General features: G+C 64.5%; 18 protein-coding genes. 15 read left to right on the top strand and 3 right to left on the bottom strand.

Annotated elements, in window-relative coordinates:
- The first annotated feature begins 4 nt into the window (after positions 1-4).
- The 3 genes from lpxD to M8744_RS08585 are packed head-to-tail and all read left to right on the top strand — an operon-like array spanning position 5 to position 2,591.
- The gene (gene lpxD / locus M8744_RS08595) at positions 5-1,096 is read left to right on the top strand and encodes a UDP-3-O-(3-hydroxymyristoyl)glucosamine N-acyltransferase (protein ID WP_251413230.1); all 1,092 of its coding nucleotides are present in this window, start codon (positions 5-7) and stop codon (positions 1,094-1,096) included.
- 29 nt (positions 1,097-1,125) lie between these two features.
- Positions 1,126-1,386 (top strand): acyl carrier protein, encoded by a 261-nt coding sequence (locus tag M8744_RS08590; RefSeq protein ID WP_251413217.1) that lies wholly within the window; start codon positions 1,126-1,128, stop codon positions 1,384-1,386.
- Entirely contained in the window at positions 1,383-2,591 is a 1,209-nt protein-coding gene (locus tag M8744_RS08585) for a beta-ketoacyl-[acyl-carrier-protein] synthase family protein (protein WP_251413214.1), read from the top strand. Before M8744_RS08590 ends, M8744_RS08585 begins: the two co-directional genes overlap by 4 nt.
- A gap of 40 nt (positions 2,592-2,631) precedes the next feature.
- Here M8744_RS08585 and M8744_RS08580 read toward each other — a convergent pair whose 3' ends face one another.
- The 3 genes from M8744_RS08580 to M8744_RS08570 form a co-directional block, all read right to left on the bottom strand.
- Entirely contained in the window at positions 2,632-3,852 is a 1,221-nt protein-coding gene (locus M8744_RS08580; RefSeq protein WP_251413211.1) for an MFS transporter, read from the bottom strand.
- Positions 3,853-3,929: 77 nt separating this feature from the next.
- On the bottom strand, positions 3,930-4,244 hold the full coding sequence (locus tag M8744_RS08575) for a DUF1244 domain-containing protein (protein WP_251413208.1): 315 nt from the start codon (positions 4,242-4,244) through the stop codon (positions 3,930-3,932).
- 50 nt (positions 4,245-4,294) lie between these two features.
- On the bottom strand, positions 4,295-5,035 hold the full coding sequence (locus M8744_RS08570; protein WP_251413205.1) for an N-formylglutamate amidohydrolase: 741 nt from the start codon (positions 5,033-5,035) through the stop codon (positions 4,295-4,297).
- 94 nt (positions 5,036-5,129) lie between these two features.
- Between M8744_RS08570 and pyk the strand changes: the two genes are divergently transcribed.
- The 12 genes from pyk (at position 5,130) to M8744_RS08510 (ending at position 15,272) form a co-directional block, all read left to right on the top strand.
- A complete protein-coding gene (gene pyk / locus M8744_RS08565; protein WP_251413198.1) occupies positions 5,130-6,575 on the top strand; it encodes a pyruvate kinase in 1,446 nt (481 codons plus the stop codon).
- Between the two features lie 36 nt (positions 6,576-6,611).
- Positions 6,612-6,839: a hypothetical protein gene (locus M8744_RS08560; protein WP_251413194.1), complete on the top strand. Its 228-nt coding sequence runs from the start codon at positions 6,612-6,614 to the stop codon at positions 6,837-6,839.
- A gap of 137 nt (positions 6,840-6,976) precedes the next feature.
- A complete protein-coding gene (gene rpmI, locus M8744_RS08555) occupies positions 6,977-7,177 on the top strand; it encodes a 50S ribosomal protein L35 (RefSeq protein ID WP_251413191.1) in 201 nt (66 codons plus the stop codon).
- A gap of 13 nt (positions 7,178-7,190) precedes the next feature.
- Complete coding sequence (gene rplT / locus M8744_RS08550) at positions 7,191-7,556, top strand: 50S ribosomal protein L20 (RefSeq protein ID WP_251413189.1); 366 nt, start codon at positions 7,191-7,193, stop codon at positions 7,554-7,556.
- A 229-nt stretch (positions 7,557-7,785) separates the two neighbouring features.
- Positions 7,786-8,730, top strand: coding sequence for a 3-hydroxyacyl-CoA dehydrogenase NAD-binding domain-containing protein (locus M8744_RS08545; protein WP_251413187.1), 945 nt, complete (start codon positions 7,786-7,788; stop codon positions 8,728-8,730).
- Positions 8,731-8,802: 72 nt separating this feature from the next.
- Complete coding sequence (gene pheS, locus M8744_RS08540; protein WP_251413793.1) at positions 8,803-9,873, top strand: phenylalanine--tRNA ligase subunit alpha; 1,071 nt, start codon at positions 8,803-8,805, stop codon at positions 9,871-9,873.
- Positions 9,874-10,007: 134 nt separating this feature from the next.
- Positions 10,008-10,289: a YrhK family protein gene (locus M8744_RS08535; protein WP_251413174.1), complete on the top strand. Its 282-nt coding sequence runs from the start codon at positions 10,008-10,010 to the stop codon at positions 10,287-10,289.
- Between the two features lie 98 nt (positions 10,290-10,387).
- Positions 10,388-12,787 carry a phenylalanine--tRNA ligase subunit beta gene (gene pheT, locus M8744_RS08530; protein WP_251413171.1) on the top strand — a complete coding sequence of 800 codons (2,400 nt, stop codon included), beginning with the start codon at positions 10,388-10,390 and terminating at the stop codon, positions 12,785-12,787.
- An 89-nt stretch (positions 12,788-12,876) separates the two neighbouring features.
- A complete protein-coding gene (locus tag M8744_RS08525) occupies positions 12,877-13,503 on the top strand; it encodes a class I SAM-dependent methyltransferase (RefSeq protein WP_251413168.1) in 627 nt (208 codons plus the stop codon).
- A gap of 37 nt (positions 13,504-13,540) precedes the next feature.
- On the top strand, positions 13,541-13,987 hold the full coding sequence (locus M8744_RS08520; RefSeq protein ID WP_251413165.1) for a YtoQ family protein: 447 nt from the start codon (positions 13,541-13,543) through the stop codon (positions 13,985-13,987).
- A complete protein-coding gene (locus M8744_RS08515; protein ID WP_251413162.1) occupies positions 13,984-14,610 on the top strand; it encodes a DNA-3-methyladenine glycosylase family protein in 627 nt (208 codons plus the stop codon). The genes M8744_RS08520 and M8744_RS08515 overlap by 4 nt, the downstream gene beginning before the upstream one ends.
- Positions 14,607-15,272 carry an alpha/beta hydrolase gene (locus M8744_RS08510; protein ID WP_251413158.1) on the top strand — a complete coding sequence of 222 codons (666 nt, stop codon included), beginning with the start codon at positions 14,607-14,609 and terminating at the stop codon, positions 15,270-15,272. Before M8744_RS08515 ends, M8744_RS08510 begins: the two co-directional genes overlap by 4 nt.
- Positions 15,273-15,338 lie beyond the last annotated feature (66 nt).

The following is a 15,338-nucleotide window of genomic DNA, read 5'->3' as shown; positions in this document are numbered from 1 at the left end:
CGAGATGCGCCACAGCATTCACGACATCGCAAAGGCGCTGGGGGCAAAGGCCCTTGGCGCCACTGATATTTCGGTAACAGGCGTGGCCGAGCCCGCAATGGCCGGGCCCGATCACCTGGCGCTGGCGATGAAGCCGGAATTCGCCGCCGGGCTGGTGCAGGGGCACGCCCGTGCCGCGCTGGTCTGGGACGGGGCGGATTGGCAGGGCTTGGGGCTGGAGGCCGCGATCATCGCCCCGCGCCCGCGTTACGCGATGGCGGGGCTTTCGGCGATGATGGACCCGGGGCAGGGTTTCGCGCCGGGGGTGCACCCCACGGCCGTTATCGACCCCACGGCCGAGGTTGCGGACGATGCCAGTATCGGCCCGCTAAGCGTGATCGGCCCGCGCGCGCGCATCGGCGCCGGCGCGGTGATCGGGCCGCAGTGTTTTGTCGGGGCCGACGCGGTTCTGGGGCAGGGCGCCTATCTGCGCGAGGGCGTGCGGATCGGGGCCCGCGTGACCATCGGCGAACGCTTCATCGCGCAGCCGGGGGCCACGGTGGGGGCGGATGGCTATTCCTTCGTCACGCCCGAGCAAAGCAGCATCGAACGCGTCCGCGACAGCCTGGGCGACCAGGGCGAGATTACCGCGCAGGCCTATGCGCGCATCCATTCGCTGGGCAACGTCACCATCGGCGACGATGTCGAGCTGGGCGCGAACAGCTGCATCGACCGGGGCACCGTGCGCGACACGCAGATCGGCAATGGCGTGAAATTCGACAACCTGGCCCAGATCGGCCACAACGTGGTGATCGGCAATGATTGCCTGATCTGCGGACTTGTGGGGGTGGCTGGCTCGACCCGGATCGGCAATAACGTGGTGTTGGGCGGGCAGACCGGCGTATCCGACAACCTGTTCATCGGCGACAACGTGATAACCGGCGGCGCCACCAAGGTGCTGGCCAATGTGCCCGCAGGCCGCGTGATGATGGGCTATCCGGCGATGAAAATGGATACCCATATCGAAACCTACAAGGCGCTGCGCCGGCTGCCGCGCCTGATGAAGCAGGTCGCTGCGTTGCAAAAAGCGGTTTTCAAGCCGGGACAGAGCGACTAAATCGGCGGCAGCTGAAGGGAGGCCCGGGCATGAATGTCAAGGACAAGGTCATCGAAATCATCGCGGAGCAAGCGGTGCTGGAACCGTCTGACGTGACGATGGACAGCACGTTGGAAGATCTGGGTATCGACAGCCTAGGGTTGGTCGAGTCGATCTTTGCCATCGAAGAGGCGTTCGACATATCCGTACCCTTCAACGCCAACGAGCCGGAAAAAAGCGATTTCGATATATCCTCGGTCAGGCAGATCGTGCAGGGAATCGAAAAGCTGGTGGCCGAGCAGCACGCATGAAGCGAGTCGTCATAACGGGCGCGGGCACGATCAACGCCCTGGGCCATGACGTGCCCGAAACGATTGAGGCCATGCGCGAAGGCCGATGCGGTATCAGGCAACTGGAGTTCCGCGATGTCGAGCGGCTTTCGATCTCGATCGGCGGGCAGGTCAAGGGGTTCGAGGCCGAGGGCCGGTTCAATCGTCAGCAGATGACGCTGTATGACCGTTTCACCCAGTTCACCCTTGTTGCCGCGAAAGAAGCGATCAACCAGTCGGGGCTAGAGTTCATCGGCGACCTGGCGGCGCGCGCCGGCGTGGTGCTGGGAACCGCCGGCGGCGGTGTCAGCACCTGGGACGACAATTATCGCGCCGTCTACGAGGAAGGGAAAAACCGGGTGCATCCCTTCGTCGTGCCCAAGCTGATGACCAATGCCGCGGTGTCGCATATCAGCATGGAATACAATCTGAAGGGGCCATCCTTCACGGTGTCGACGGCCTGTGCCTCGTCGAACCACGCGATGGCGCAGGCCTTCCAGATGGTGCGCACCGGCATGGCGCCGGCGATGGTCACCGGCGGGTCTGAATCGATGCTATGTTTTGGCGGGGTGAAAGCGTGGGAAGGGCTGCGCGTCATGTCAAAGGATGCCTGCCGCCCGTTTTCGGCGAACCGCAACGGTATGGTGCAGGGCGAAGGCGCGGGGGTTTTCGTGTTCGAGGAATACGAACACGCGCGCGCGCGTGGCGCCGAGATCCTGGCCGAGGTGGCGGGCTATGCCATGTCGTCGGATGCTTCCGACATCGTGATGCCGTCGAAACAGGGTGCGGCGCGGGCGATTTCGGGCGCGTTGCGCGATGCGCGGCTGAACCCCGAGGACGTGTGCTATATCAACGCGCATGGCACGGGCACCGCCGCCAATGACAAGACAGAATGTGCGGCCGTGGCCGACGTGTTCGGCACCCACGCGGATGATTTGATGATCTCGTCCACGAAATCCATGCATGGTCACCTGATCGGTGCAACCGGCGCCGTGGAATTGCTGGCCTGTATCATGGCGGTGCGCGACGGGGTGATCGCGCCCACGATCGGCTATGAAGAGTTCGACCCGGAATGCGCGCTGGACGTTGTGCCGAACGAGGCGCGCGAGGCCAAGGTTGACGTGGCTTTGTCGAATGCTTTTGCCTTTGGCGGGCTGAACGCGGTTCTGGCCCTGCGCAAGGTCTGATCGCGCGGGGGCGTTGCCCCCTGTGTCGCTGCGCGCTCGATCAATCCTCTTGCGGGCGCATGGCGAGCCAGATCAGCGCGCCGCCCGCCAGCACCAGGAACGGGGCCATCGCAAGGTTGACGCTGGCCCAGCCTTCAATCGCGCTCCCGCCCGAGCAGTTCATCAGCCCGCCCGAAGCGAGCGAGGCGAAGGTGACGCCGCCGAAAACGATCAGGTCGTTCAGGCCCTGCATGCGGCCACGCTCGTGCGCCTCATGCGCGCCGGCCAGCATTGTGGTGGCGCCGATGAAGCCGAAATTCCAGCCCACGCCCAGCAGGATCAGCGCGATGAAGAAGTTTTCAAGCTCGACCCCCTGCAACGCGACAACGCCCGCCGCGCCCAGGATAACAAGGCCGCTTGCGACGATGGTTTTCACGCCGAAACGCGCGATCAGGTGCCCGGTAAAGAAGCTGGGCACATACATCGCCAGAACATGCGCGGTGACCACGTCGGCGGCGTTGCCTTCCTCGAACCCGCACCCCACCACGGCAAGCGGCGTGGAGGTCATCACCAGGTTCATCAGTGCGTAAGAGACCATGGCACAGATCACCGAGACGGCGATGATCGGGGTGGTGATCATTTCCCACCGCGAGCGGCCGCGCGGCGCGTCCTCGCTGGGGACGGGCGGTTTCGGGATATCGAGAAACAGAAACAGCAGCGACCCGATGACGTTGACGCCGATCACCGCCAGGTAGGTGCCCATGAAGGGAATCACCATCGCCTGGCTGGTGATCTTGACCAGTTGCGGCCCGATGATGGCCGAGGCCAGCCCGCCCGCCATGACATAGGAAATCGCCTTGGGGCGAAAATCGTCCGACGCGGTATCGGCCGCGGCAAAGCGGTAGAACCCTTGCGCCGACATGTAGACGCCGGTGATGAGGCTGCCGAGCAGGAAGATCGGGAACGAGGCGAGGTAAAGCCCGTAGGCCCCGACGGCCCCCCCAAGCGCGCCACAGCTTGCCCCGATCCAGAAGCCGGTGCGGCGGCCGTATTTCTGCATCAGGGCCGAAATCGGCGTGGCCGCCAGCATCGAGCCCAGAACGATCAGCGAAATCGGCAATGTCGCCCAGCAGGCATTGCTGGCCAGCGATTGCCCCGCCAACCCGCCGATGGTGAAAATCATCGGCATCTGCGCGCCCAGTATGGCCTGGGCCAGAACAAGAATCACGACGTTGCGCTTGGCGCGGCTGTCATCGGCTTGGGGTTGTGCGATTTCTGTCATGCGCAATCTGCTAGACCGGCGCAGCGATCTGCGCAAGTTTGAATATGATCAAACGTGGCGTCTGGGGCCGGTCCGTCTCAGTCCTTCTTGCCGACATTCTTGGCGAATGCCTTTTGGAAAGCCGCCTGTTTCCGGGCGTCGGCCTCGGACTGGTTCTGCGCCTTCCACTCGTCGTAGGGCATGCCGTAATAGATCTCGCGCGCGGCGTCCTTGGACAACTCGATTCCATGGTCTGCTGCGGCCTCCTGGTACCAGCGGCTCAGGCAGTTGCGGCAGAACCCGGCCAGGTTCATCAGGTCGATATTCTGCACATCCGGGCGGTCCTGCATCAGGTGCTGGCGCAGGCGGCGAAAGGCGGCGGCCTCGATCTCGGTGCGGGTCTGGTCGTCCATCTCGGTCTCCCTTTGCGATGTGCAGAATGTGCGCGTGGCGCGCGGTGCGGTCAATTGCCGATGTGATCCAGCGCGCGGGTCAGCAACGGCGCCAAGCGCGCGGCCCAGGCGGCCTGGTCCCGTGGCGTTTCGATCAGATCATTGCGAATTTCGATCAGGGTGTTGTGGCGTTGCTGCGCTATGGCGTGGCGCGCGATGGCATCTCCCGGCAAGTGCCCGCCATAGGGCTCGTTCTCGCCCACGCACAGGTCAGGCTCGGCGCGCAGCAGGTTGACAAGGGGCCTGGAAAGCCGCGTGTCTGCGGCATAGAGAATGCCCACATGCCAAGGCCGGGGCGGACGGCCCTGCAACTGCCGTGTGTAGGAATGGATCGAGACGATCACCGTGTCGTCGCGCCGCGCGGCCAGCCGCGCCACCGCCTCGTGATAGGGCCGGTAGCAGCGGGTCAACCGCCGGGTCAGCTCTTGCGCGTCGGCATGGCGATTGGCGGGGATGATCGTGCCGTCATAGAGCTTCATCAAAAGCGTGGGGTCGTCTTCTCCCCGGTTCGGGTCGATCACCAACCGCGAGAAATTCGATAGCACGGCGGGCGCGTCCAGCAACCGCGCCAGTTCGCGCGTGACACCCGCGGCGCCCACGTCGTAGGCAATGTGGCGTTCCATGTCGCCCGCCGCCAGCCCAAGATGGCCGTCATTGACAAAGGGCGGCACCGTGTTCGCGGCGTGATCGCAGGTGATCAGCCATCGCGCTTGCGCGGTTTCGTTGACGATTTCGAAGGGTTCGTATGTCATCGGGCTGTCATTTCCTTTGCGCACGCTCTAGGACAGAATGCGGCAAATTGGAATTGCCATGCAGGATAAAATCCGAAAACCGGGGGTGGGCAGAATGAGACGACACCGCAATGTGAAAATCGTGGCCACGCTGGGGCCGGCATCGGACAGCTATGACATGATCCGGGCTCTGCACGAGGCGGGGGCGGACGTGTTCCGCCTGAACATGAGCCATGGCAGCCACGACGAGATTCGCGAACGGCACGCCATGATCCGCCAGGTTGAGCGCGACCTTGACAGCCCCATTGCCATTCTCGCCGACCTCCAGGGGCCCAAGCTGCGGGTGGGTGAGTTCGAGAAGGGCGAGGAAGAGTTGGAAGAGGGCGCGGCGTTCCGGCTTGATCTTGACCCGACGCCGGGCGATTCCACCCGCGTCTGCCTGCCGCATCCGGAGATTTTCGCCGTTCTGGAACCGGGCGCCGAATTGCTGGTGAATGATGGCAAGATCCGCCTGGCGGTGCAGGAATGCAGCGCCGAGCACGCCGATTGCGTGGTGAAGGTGGGCGGCACGATTTCCAACCGCAAGGGCGTGAACGTGCCCGACGTGGTGCTGCCGCTGGCCGCGCTGTCCGAAAAGGACCGGGCCGATCTTGAATTCGTCTGCCAGCTGGGGGTCGACTGGCTGGCGCTCAGCTTCGTGCAGCGCCCCGAGGATGTGCACGAAGCGCGCGACCTGACGCAGGGGCGTGCAGCGATCCTGTCGAAGATCGAGAAGCCGGCCGCCGTCAAAGCCTTTGACGAAATCCTTGCGGCCAGCGATGGCATCATGGTGGCGCGGGGTGACCTGGGCGTTGAACTGCCGGTGCAGAACGTGCCCCCGATCCAGAAGCGCCTGGTGCGCAAATGCCGCGCAGCCGCCAAGCCGGTGATCGTGGCTACGCAGATGCTGGAATCCATGATCGAAAGCCCGGTGCCCACGCGCGCCGAGGTGTCGGACGTGGCCACGGCGATCTATGAAGGCGCCGATGCCATCATGCTGAGCGCGGAGTCGGCGGCGGGCGAATATCCGGTCGAAGCGGTGACAACCATGGATAACGTCGCCATCGAGGTGGAAAGCGACCCGACCTATGTCGAGGTGATCGAGGCAAGCCGCCGCGCCGACCGGCACAGCATTGCCGACGGCATCGTTGCCGCCGCGCGCGAAATCGCCGAGACGACCGAGATCCGCGCGATCTGCTGTTACACCGAAAGCGGCACCACCGCGGCCCTGACAGCGCGCGAACGCCCGCGCGTGCCGATCATCGGCATGACCTCGGTGCGGGGCACGGCCCGGCGCCTGGCCCTGACCTGGGGGGTCAATTGCGTGATGACGGGTGAGTTGAGCCGGTTCAAGATGGCGGTGGTCAACGCGGCCCGCGCGGCGCGTGCGCAAGGATATGCCAGCGCCGAGGACCAGATACTGGTGATCGCCGGCGTACCTTTCAACGTGCCGGGCACCACCAACATCCTGCGCGTGGCGCCCTGCGCGGAACATTTGATTTTCGCCGCCGATCCGGAGTAGCTTGGGTGAGTTTCAACAATCGCGGGCGGGTAAACCATGAGTTTCGACAGTGAACTGGCCTTGGTCGTGGGCTTCGTGCTGTGCGTTTTTGCAATCCCCTCGATCGTCAGCGCCTTTTCAGACCGCCGCGCCCCGCGCGTCGCGACCCTGGTTCTGATGGCCGGGGGCGGGTTGGTGGTCTGGGCCATCGCGACCAAGCCGGGGGGCTACAATATTGAAGATATCCCCGACGTCTTCGTGCGTGTGGTCGCGCGCTTCATCTGAAGCCCCGTCGAAAGCTCGCCCGGCGATTGGGGCTTGCAACCCCGGCCGGGGCGCACTATACGGCGCACTCGTTCCGCGCGGCCGGCCAAGGTGGCATGCCGAGTCGTGCGTTGTCGACCGATCAAGAGGAGACGGAAATGCCCAAGATGAAGACGAAATCGAGCTGCAAGAAGCGGTTCAAGGTGACGGCCAAGGGCCGGATCAAGGCGGCCCAGGCGGGCAAGCGCCACGGCATGATCAAACGCACCAACAAGTTCATCCGCAACGCGCGGGGAACAACCACGTTGTCCAAGGCTGATGAGCAGATCATCAAGCCGATGATGCCCTACGCGCGCTAAGGAGGTCTGATCCATGTCCCGAGTCAAAGGCGGTACCACCACCCACGCCCGTCACAAGAAGGTCATCAAGGCCGCGAAAGGCTATTATGGCCGTCGCAAGAACACCTTCAAGGTCGCCCGTCAGGCGGTCGACAAGGCGAACCAGTACGCCACCCGTGACCGCAAGAACCGTAAGCGCAATTTCCGCGCCCTGTGGATCCAGCGGATCAACGCGGCCGTGCGCGCCCATGACGACCAGCTGAGCTACAGCCGGTTCATCAACGGCCTGACGATGGCCGGCATCGAGGTGGACCGCAAGGTTCTGGCCGACCTGGCCGTGCACGAGCCCGAGGCATTCGGCGCGATCGTCGACCAGGCCAAGGGTGCCCTGACGGCCTGAGCCGTTTCGCAGTAAAAGAATCAAGCGCCGTCAGCATTGCCTGGCGGCGTTTTTCGTTTGGTGGTTTGATTTGGTCGGGCGCGCGCACCCGGTATCTCGCCTTGGTGCTTGGGGCCTATGGGCAGTGGCCTGCGTTGGCATGGCTGGCCAACCTCGATACGATGCGCGGGTGGTTCTGTAGGCGCCTCCGACGGGGGTATTTTGAGCAAGAGGAAGGGCAGGGGTGCGCATGGAGATACAGCGTGTCACGGTGATTGGCGGCGGCTTGATCGGTGCCTCGTGGGCGGCGTTGTTCCTGGCGCATGGTTTGTCGGTCACCGTCCAGGATATCGACAAGGCGGCCGAGGCGCGCGTGCTTGCACAGCTTGCCGCGGCCTGGCCGGATTTGCAGGCGCTGGGGCTGGCGCGGACAACGCTTGAGGCGGCACAGGCGGCATTGCGGGTGACGCCGGACATGCAGGCGGCGTTGCAAGGCGTGCAATTCGTGCAGGAATGCGGGCCGGACCGGCTGCCGGTGAAGCGCGAGATCATCGCCGGGATCGAGGCGCATGTCACGGCCAATGTCATCATCGCCTCGTCAAGCTCGGCCTTGATGGCCAGCGAGATGCAGCAGGGCGCGGCCCATCCCGGGCGTATCTTGGTGGGTCATCCGTTCAACCCGCCGCATCTCGTGCCGCTGGTCGAACTGGTGCCGGGCCGGCACACCGAGGCAGAGACGGTCACCACCGCGCGCGCTTTCTATGAAGGCTTGGGGCGGGAAATCGTCGTGCCGTTGCGCGAGTCGCGCGGCCACGTGGCCAACCGGTTGACCGCCGCATTGTACCGCGAGGCGGTGCACCTGGTGGCCGAGGGAATCGCGACTGTCGAGGATGTCGATCGCGCGGTCAGCGCCGGCCCGGGGCTGCGATGGGCGCTGATGGGGCCGCACCTGACCTATCACATGGGGGGCGGTGAGGGTGGCCTGCGCCATTACCTTGAGCACCTGGGTCCGGCGCAAGAGCGGCGTTGGGCCGATCTGGGCACGCCGCGGCTGGATGCCGCGACCGTCGATGCCCTGGTGTCGGGCCTTGACGCGGCGTTGGCGAGAATGGATGAAACCACGCTTGCACGGCGGCGTGACGCGGCACTGGTTGCCCTGGTGCTTGCCCGGCGCGACCAGGGCTTTGGTGCCTAGCATGCGGTGCGTGGCTTGCGCTTTCATGCGGGGGCGGATAGTCAGGCGCGGACCAAGCTGAACGAGGCCGGTATGGACGACCTGCGCAACAAGTATATCGAACGGATCGCCGAGGCCGCAGACGAGGCCGTGCTGGAAGAGCTGCGCGTGCAGGCCCTTGGCAAAAAGGGCGAAATCAGCCTGAAGATGCGCGAACTGGGCAAGATGAGCCCGGAAGAGCGGCAGGTGGCCGGCCCCGCGTTGAACCAGCTGAAGGATGAGATCAACAGCGCCATCGCGGCCAAGCGCGCGGCGCTTGAGGATACGGCGCTCGACGCGCGGTTGCGCGCCGAGTGGCTGGACGTGACCTTGCCCGCGCGCCCACGCCGCGCCGGCACGATTCACCCTGTCAGCCAGGTGACCGAAGAGGTCACGGCGATTTTCGCCGATATGGGCTTTGCCGTGGCCGAGGGGCCGCGGGTCGAGACCGACTGGTACAATTTTGACGCGCTGAACATCCCCGGGCATCATCCGGCGCGTGCCGAGATGGACACGTTCTACATGCACCGCGACGAGGGCGACGAGCGCCCGCCCTTCGTTCTGCGCACCCATACCAGCCCGGTACAGATCCGCAGCATGGAGGCGCAGGGCGCGCCCATCCGCATCATCTGCCCCGGCGGCGTTTACCGCGCCGATTACGACCAGACCCATACGCCGATGTTCCACCAGGTCGAAGGGCTGGCGATCGACCGCGATCTTTCGATGGCCAACCTGAAATGGGTGTTGGAAGAATTCTTCACGGCCTTTTTCGGCACGACCGTGAAAACGCGGTTCCGCGCCTCGCATTTCCCGTTCACCGAACCCTCGGCCGAGGTCGATATCCAGTGTTCGTTCGAAGGCGGCACCGTCAAGGTTGGCGAAGGCGACGACTGGCTTGAAGTGCTGGGAAGCGGCATGGTTCATCCCAAGGTTCTGCAGGCCGGGGGCATCGACCCCGAGCAGTGGCAGGGCTTTGCCTTTGGCATGGGGATCGACCGGATCGCGATGCTGAAATACGGTATTCCCGACCTGCGTGCGTTTTTCGACAGCGACCTGCGCTGGCTGCGCCATTACGGGTTCGCGTCGCTGGACGTGCCGACGATCCGGGGCGGGTTGAGCAGGTAAACCGCGCGCGGACGGAATTCTTGCAAGAATTCCGTTTCGTTTTCTTTCGCAAGAAAACGGCGCGTTGCCGCCCTTTCAGCAACCCGATCGGGCGGGCAGGGTCGTTTCGTGCGTATGCCCGAACGGAGTGTGCAATGCCCCTCTTTTCCCATGAAAATCGTGAGCGCAACGCCGACACGCGACGTGTCTATGCCGCCTATGAAATCGCCCATACGGCAGTGGATTTCCTGGCGGCAATCTCGTTCCTGCTGGGATCGGTGTTGTTTCTCTTTCCCGACTATGAAACCCTTGCCATCTGGTTGTTCATCATGGGCTCGGTTTTCTTTTGTCTCAAGCCCACGTTGCGGCTGGCTCGCGAAATCCAGCTTTGGCGCATGGGGCGGCTGGATACCCTGGCGCGGCGGGCGGATGACTGAGCGCGTGATTGCGCGTATCACGCCCGCACAGCCCCTTTCGCCCATGGCCGCGATGGGCTATGAGCGGCGCGATACGTCTCATAACCCGCAGCAGGCCCATGAAATTCACGCTTTCCTGGCTGAAACGCCATCTGGACACGACCGCGACGCTTGACGAAATCCTTGACGCCCTGACCGATCTGGGCCTCGAGGTGGAAGAGGTCGCCGACCCCGCAGCGCGGCTGGGGGCCTTTACCATCGGCAAGGTGCTTCGGGCCGAGAAACATCCCGATGCTGACAAGCTGAAGGTTTGCATGGTGCAGACGGATGCGGGCGAGGCGCAGATCATCTGCGGCGCGCCCAATGCGCGTGAGGGCATCACCGTGGTGGTGGCCAGGCCCGGCACCTACGTGCCCGGCATCGACACCACGATCCAGGTCGGCAAGATCCGCGGTGTGGAAAGCCACGGCATGATGTGCTCGGAGCGCGAGATGGAGCTGTCGGACGAACATGACGGCATCATCGAATTGCCCTCGGGTGACGTGGGGCAGCGTTTCACCGACTGGCTGGCCGAACACGACCCGGTCAAGGTCGACCCGGTCATCGACATCGCGATCACGCCCAACCGGCAGGACGCGCTTGGGGTGCGCGGCATCGCGCGCGACCTGGCGGCGCGGGGGCTGGGCACGATGAAGCCCGTCGAGGCGCCTCGGATCGAGGGCAAGTTTCCCTCGCCGATCACCATCACGATCGACGAGGACACCCGCCAAAATGGGTGCGAGGTTTTCGCCGGTCGCCTGATCCGCGGGGTCAGGAACGGGCCGAGCCCGAAATGGTTGCAAGACCAGCTTCGCGCCATAGGCTTGCGCCCGATCAGCGCGCTGGTGGACGTGACCAATTTCTTTACCTTCGACCGCAACCGCCCGCTGCACGTGTTCGACGCCGACAAGGTGCAGGGCAACCTGCGGGTGCACCGCACCCAGGGCGGCGAAACGCTGGTTGGGCTGGACGAGAAGGAATACACCTTCGGACCCGGGCAGGTGGTGATTTCCGATGACAATGGCATCGAGTCCATCGCAGGCGTCATGGGCGGGCTGGCAACCGGCTGCACCGAGGCCACCGTGAACGTGTTTCTTGAAGCTGCTGTCTGGGATCGCATCCAGATCGCCCATACGGGACGTGCGCTCAAGATCAATTCCGACGCGCGCTATCGCAACGAACGCGGGATCGACCCGGGCTACAACATGCAGGCCATCGAGGATGCGACCGCCATGATCCTCGAATTGTGCGGCGGGGAGCCGTCGGACGTGGTCGTGGCGGGCGACGTGCCCGATACCGCCCGCGCCTACGAGTTGAAGCCCGAGCGCGTGACCAGCCTTGTCGGCATGGACATCCCCGAGGTCGAACAGCGTGCCACGCTTGAGGCGCTTGGATTCCGGCTGGAGGGCAACATGGCCTGGGTGCCAAGCTGGCGCCCCGACGTGATGGGCGAGGCCGACCTGGTGGAAGAGGTGGCGCGTGTCGCCTCGTTGACCAAACTGGTGGGCAAGCCGATGCCGCGCGCGCAGGTTGGCGTGCCCGCGCCGGTGATGACAACCGCGCAGAAACGCGAACAGACCGCGCGGCGCACGACGGCGGCCCTGGGGTATAACGAATGTGTCACCTACAGCTTCATCGATCAGGTGTCGGCCGCGCTGTTCGGGGGCGGTGACGATGCGACGATGTTGGCCAACCCGATCAGCTCGGAGATGAGCCACATGCGCCCGGACCTTTTGCCGGGGTTGTTGCAGGCAGCGGCCCGCAACCAGGCGCGCGGCATCAACGATCTGGCCCTGTTCGAGGTTGGCCCGGCCTTTACCGGCGGTGAGCCGGGTCAGCAGCACCTTGCGGTCACGGGCCTTCTGGTCGGGCGCACCGGGCCAAAGGATGTGCACGGCGCTGCGCGCGCGGTTGACCTGTACGACGCCAAGGCCGATGCCGAGGCGATCCTTTCGGCCCTGGGCGCGCCGGAAAAGGCGCAAATCCTGCGCAACGGGCCCGATTGGTTCCATCCCGGCCGTCACGGGGTGATCTGTCTCGGCCCGAAGAAACAACTGGCCGTTTTCGGTGAGCTGCATCCCAAGGTGCTGCGCCAGATGGACATCAAGGGCACGGCCGTGGCCTTTACCATCTGGCCGGCCGAAATTCCCGAACCCAAGAACAAGTCGGCCAGCCGTGGCGCGTTGATCCTGCATGACCTGCAGGCGGTCGAGCGTGATTTTGCCTTTGTCGTCGATTCCACGGTCGAGGCGCTGACGCTGGTGAACGCCGCGGCTGGCGCTGACAAGGCGCTGATCGAGAATGTCCGCGTGTTCGACGAGTTCATCGGCGGCAGCCTGGGCGAGGGCAAGAAATCCCTGGCCATCACCGTGCGGCTGCAACCCACGGAAAAGACGCTGAAAGAGGCGGATATCGAGGCGGTCAGCCAGAAGATCGTGGACAAGGTCACCAAGGCCACGGGCGGCGTGCTGCGGGGCTGAACGCGCCCGCGGCAAATGTGCCCTGGCAAAACACCCGTACCGCGAAAGCCGCGCGGCGGATGCGGGCTGCCCCCGGTACGAGAGAGCGCATGACGACACCCGAGGAGTTCTGGAGCAAGGCCGCGCCGCGCTATGCGAAAATGCCCGTGCGCAACATCGATGCCTACAAGCGCACGCTGGCACGCACCCGCAATTACCTGTCACCGGGCGATCATGCGCTTGAGGTGGGCTGTGGAACGGGCGGCACCGCGCGCGAATTGGCCCCGAACCTGGGGCATATCACCGCCACCGATATCGCCCCTGAAATGATCCGCATTGCGCAAGAGCGAGCGCGGGACGAGGGCGTGACAAACGCCACCTTCGTGGCGGCGGATATCGCGGACTCGCCCGCCGGGCCGTTCGACGTGGTGTTGGCGCATAACCTGTTGCACCTGGTGCCCGATACGCAAGCGGCCCTTGCCGATCTGCGTGACCGGCTGAAACCTGGCGGGGTGTTCATCTCGAAAACCGTGTGCCTTGGCCAACCAGGGCTGAACTGGAAAATCCGGCTGGTTCTCAAGGCGCTGCCGCTGCTGCAATGGCTGGGAAAAGCGCCCCGGTTGCAGCGCCTGTCGGGCGCCGAGATCGAGGCGATGATAACCGATGCCGGGTTCGAGGTTTTGGAGGCGGTCACCGACCCCGAGACAAGCCGTTACATCGTGGCACGCAAGACCTGATGCTGTTATCAGGGGGCTGGTATTGACGGAGGGCACGATGCTGAAAGTTTACCTGTCGGGCGAGATTCACACCGATTGGCGCGAGCAGATCATCAAGGGCGCGCAAGGATTGGACGTTGAGTTTTCTGCGCCCGTCACCGACCACGCCGCCAGCGATGATTGCGGCGTCACCATCCTGGGCGCCGAGGACAAAAAGTATTGGCACGACCACAAGGGCGCGATGGTCAATGCCATCCGCACACGCAAGGGGCTGGCCGACGCAGATGTTGTCGTCGTGCGTTTCGGAGAAAAGTACAAGCAGTGGAACGCGGCTTTTGACGCGGGCTATGCTGCGGCCTTGGGCAAATCGCTGATCATCCTGCAACAGCCCGAGCATGACCACGCCTTGAAAGAGGTCGATGCCGCCGCGCTGGCCGTCGCCCGCGAGCCAGGGCAGGTGGTCCAGATCCTGCGCTACGTGCTGACTGGTCAGCTGCCCGCGTGACGCGGATCATCGAGACCGATGCCGACGTGGCCGAGGGCGCGGAGTGGTTGGCCAGGCGCTGCCCGCGCATGGCCCATGCCCATGATCTATGTGCCCCGCTGCCGCTGCGCCGGCGACCCGACGGGTTTGCGCAACTTCTTGGGGCCATTGTCAGCCAACAGGTCAGCGTGGCATCGGCCCGCGCGATCTGGGGTCGGCTTGAACAGGCCGGCCTGACCACGCCCGAGGCCATACTCGCGCTATCGCAGGACGAGTTGCGCAGCCACGGCCTGAGCCGTCAGAAAGCCACCTATGCCCAGGCGTTGGCGGCCGCGGGTATCGACTATGACCGCCTGCGCGACGCCTCGACCGACGAGGTCGTGAAAACGCTGACGGCAGTCAAGGGAATCGGCGTCTGGACGGCCGAGATATATGCCAAGTTCAGCCTGGGTCATGCGGATGTTTTCGCCGCCGGCGACCTGGCGCTGCAAGAGGCCGCGCGGATGTTGTACGATCTGCCCGAGCGACCTGGCGAACGTGCCCTGCGCCGGATGGCCGAGGATTGGTCGCCCTGGCGGTCGGTTGCGGCGCGGATGCTTTGGGCCTACTACCATGTCGAAAAACAACGCGAGGGGATCGCATGACACGAGTTTTGACCGCCGGCCGCAAGGAACCCGTTTCGGGCAGCACCCGTTCCGTCGTGGTGTTCCTGCATGGATATGGCGCCAACGGGGCCGACCTGTTGGGCCTGGCTGATGTCCTGGGCGAGCACCTGCCGGATACCTTGTTCGTGGCGCCCGATGCGCCTGAATCGATTCCCGGCATGCCCTCGGGCTACCAGTGGTTCCCAATCCCGTGGCTGGATGGATCATCCGAGGAAGCTGCCGCGCGCGGCATGGCATCGGCGGTGGACGACCTGAACGCCTTTCTTGATGCGCTGCTGGTGGACGAAGACCTTCTGCCCGAGCAGATGGTGCTGTTCGGGTTCAGCCAGGGCACGATGATGAGCCTGCATGTCGCGCCCCGCCGCGAAGACGAGATCGCAGGCTTGGTGGGTTTCTCGGGGCGTTTGCTGAATCCCGAGTTGTTGAGCGATGAAACCGTCAGCCGGCCGCCCGTTTTGCTGGTGCATGGCGATGCCGATGACGTGGTGCCGGTGCAATCGCTGCCCGATGCGGCCGAAGCATTGCAAAACGCGGGCTGGAAAGAAGTATATGCCCATATCATGAAAGGCACGGCGCACGGCATTGCCCCCGATGGGCTGTCGGTTGCGCTGGCCTTCATGCGCGACAAATGCAACCTTTGAACGCATAGGGACGACGCGCCCGCAAAAGGGCAGGGCGGCCCCGCCGGGCCCTGCGACTTTTGGTGG

Origin of the sequence: Lutimaribacter degradans (genome assembly GCF_023703375.1) — a bacterium.
Classification (GTDB): domain Bacteria; phylum Pseudomonadota; class Alphaproteobacteria; order Rhodobacterales; family Rhodobacteraceae; genus Lutimaribacter; species Lutimaribacter degradans.
Note: the sequence above shows the minus strand (reverse complement) of the source record. Positions and strands in the feature narration are given on the sequence as shown.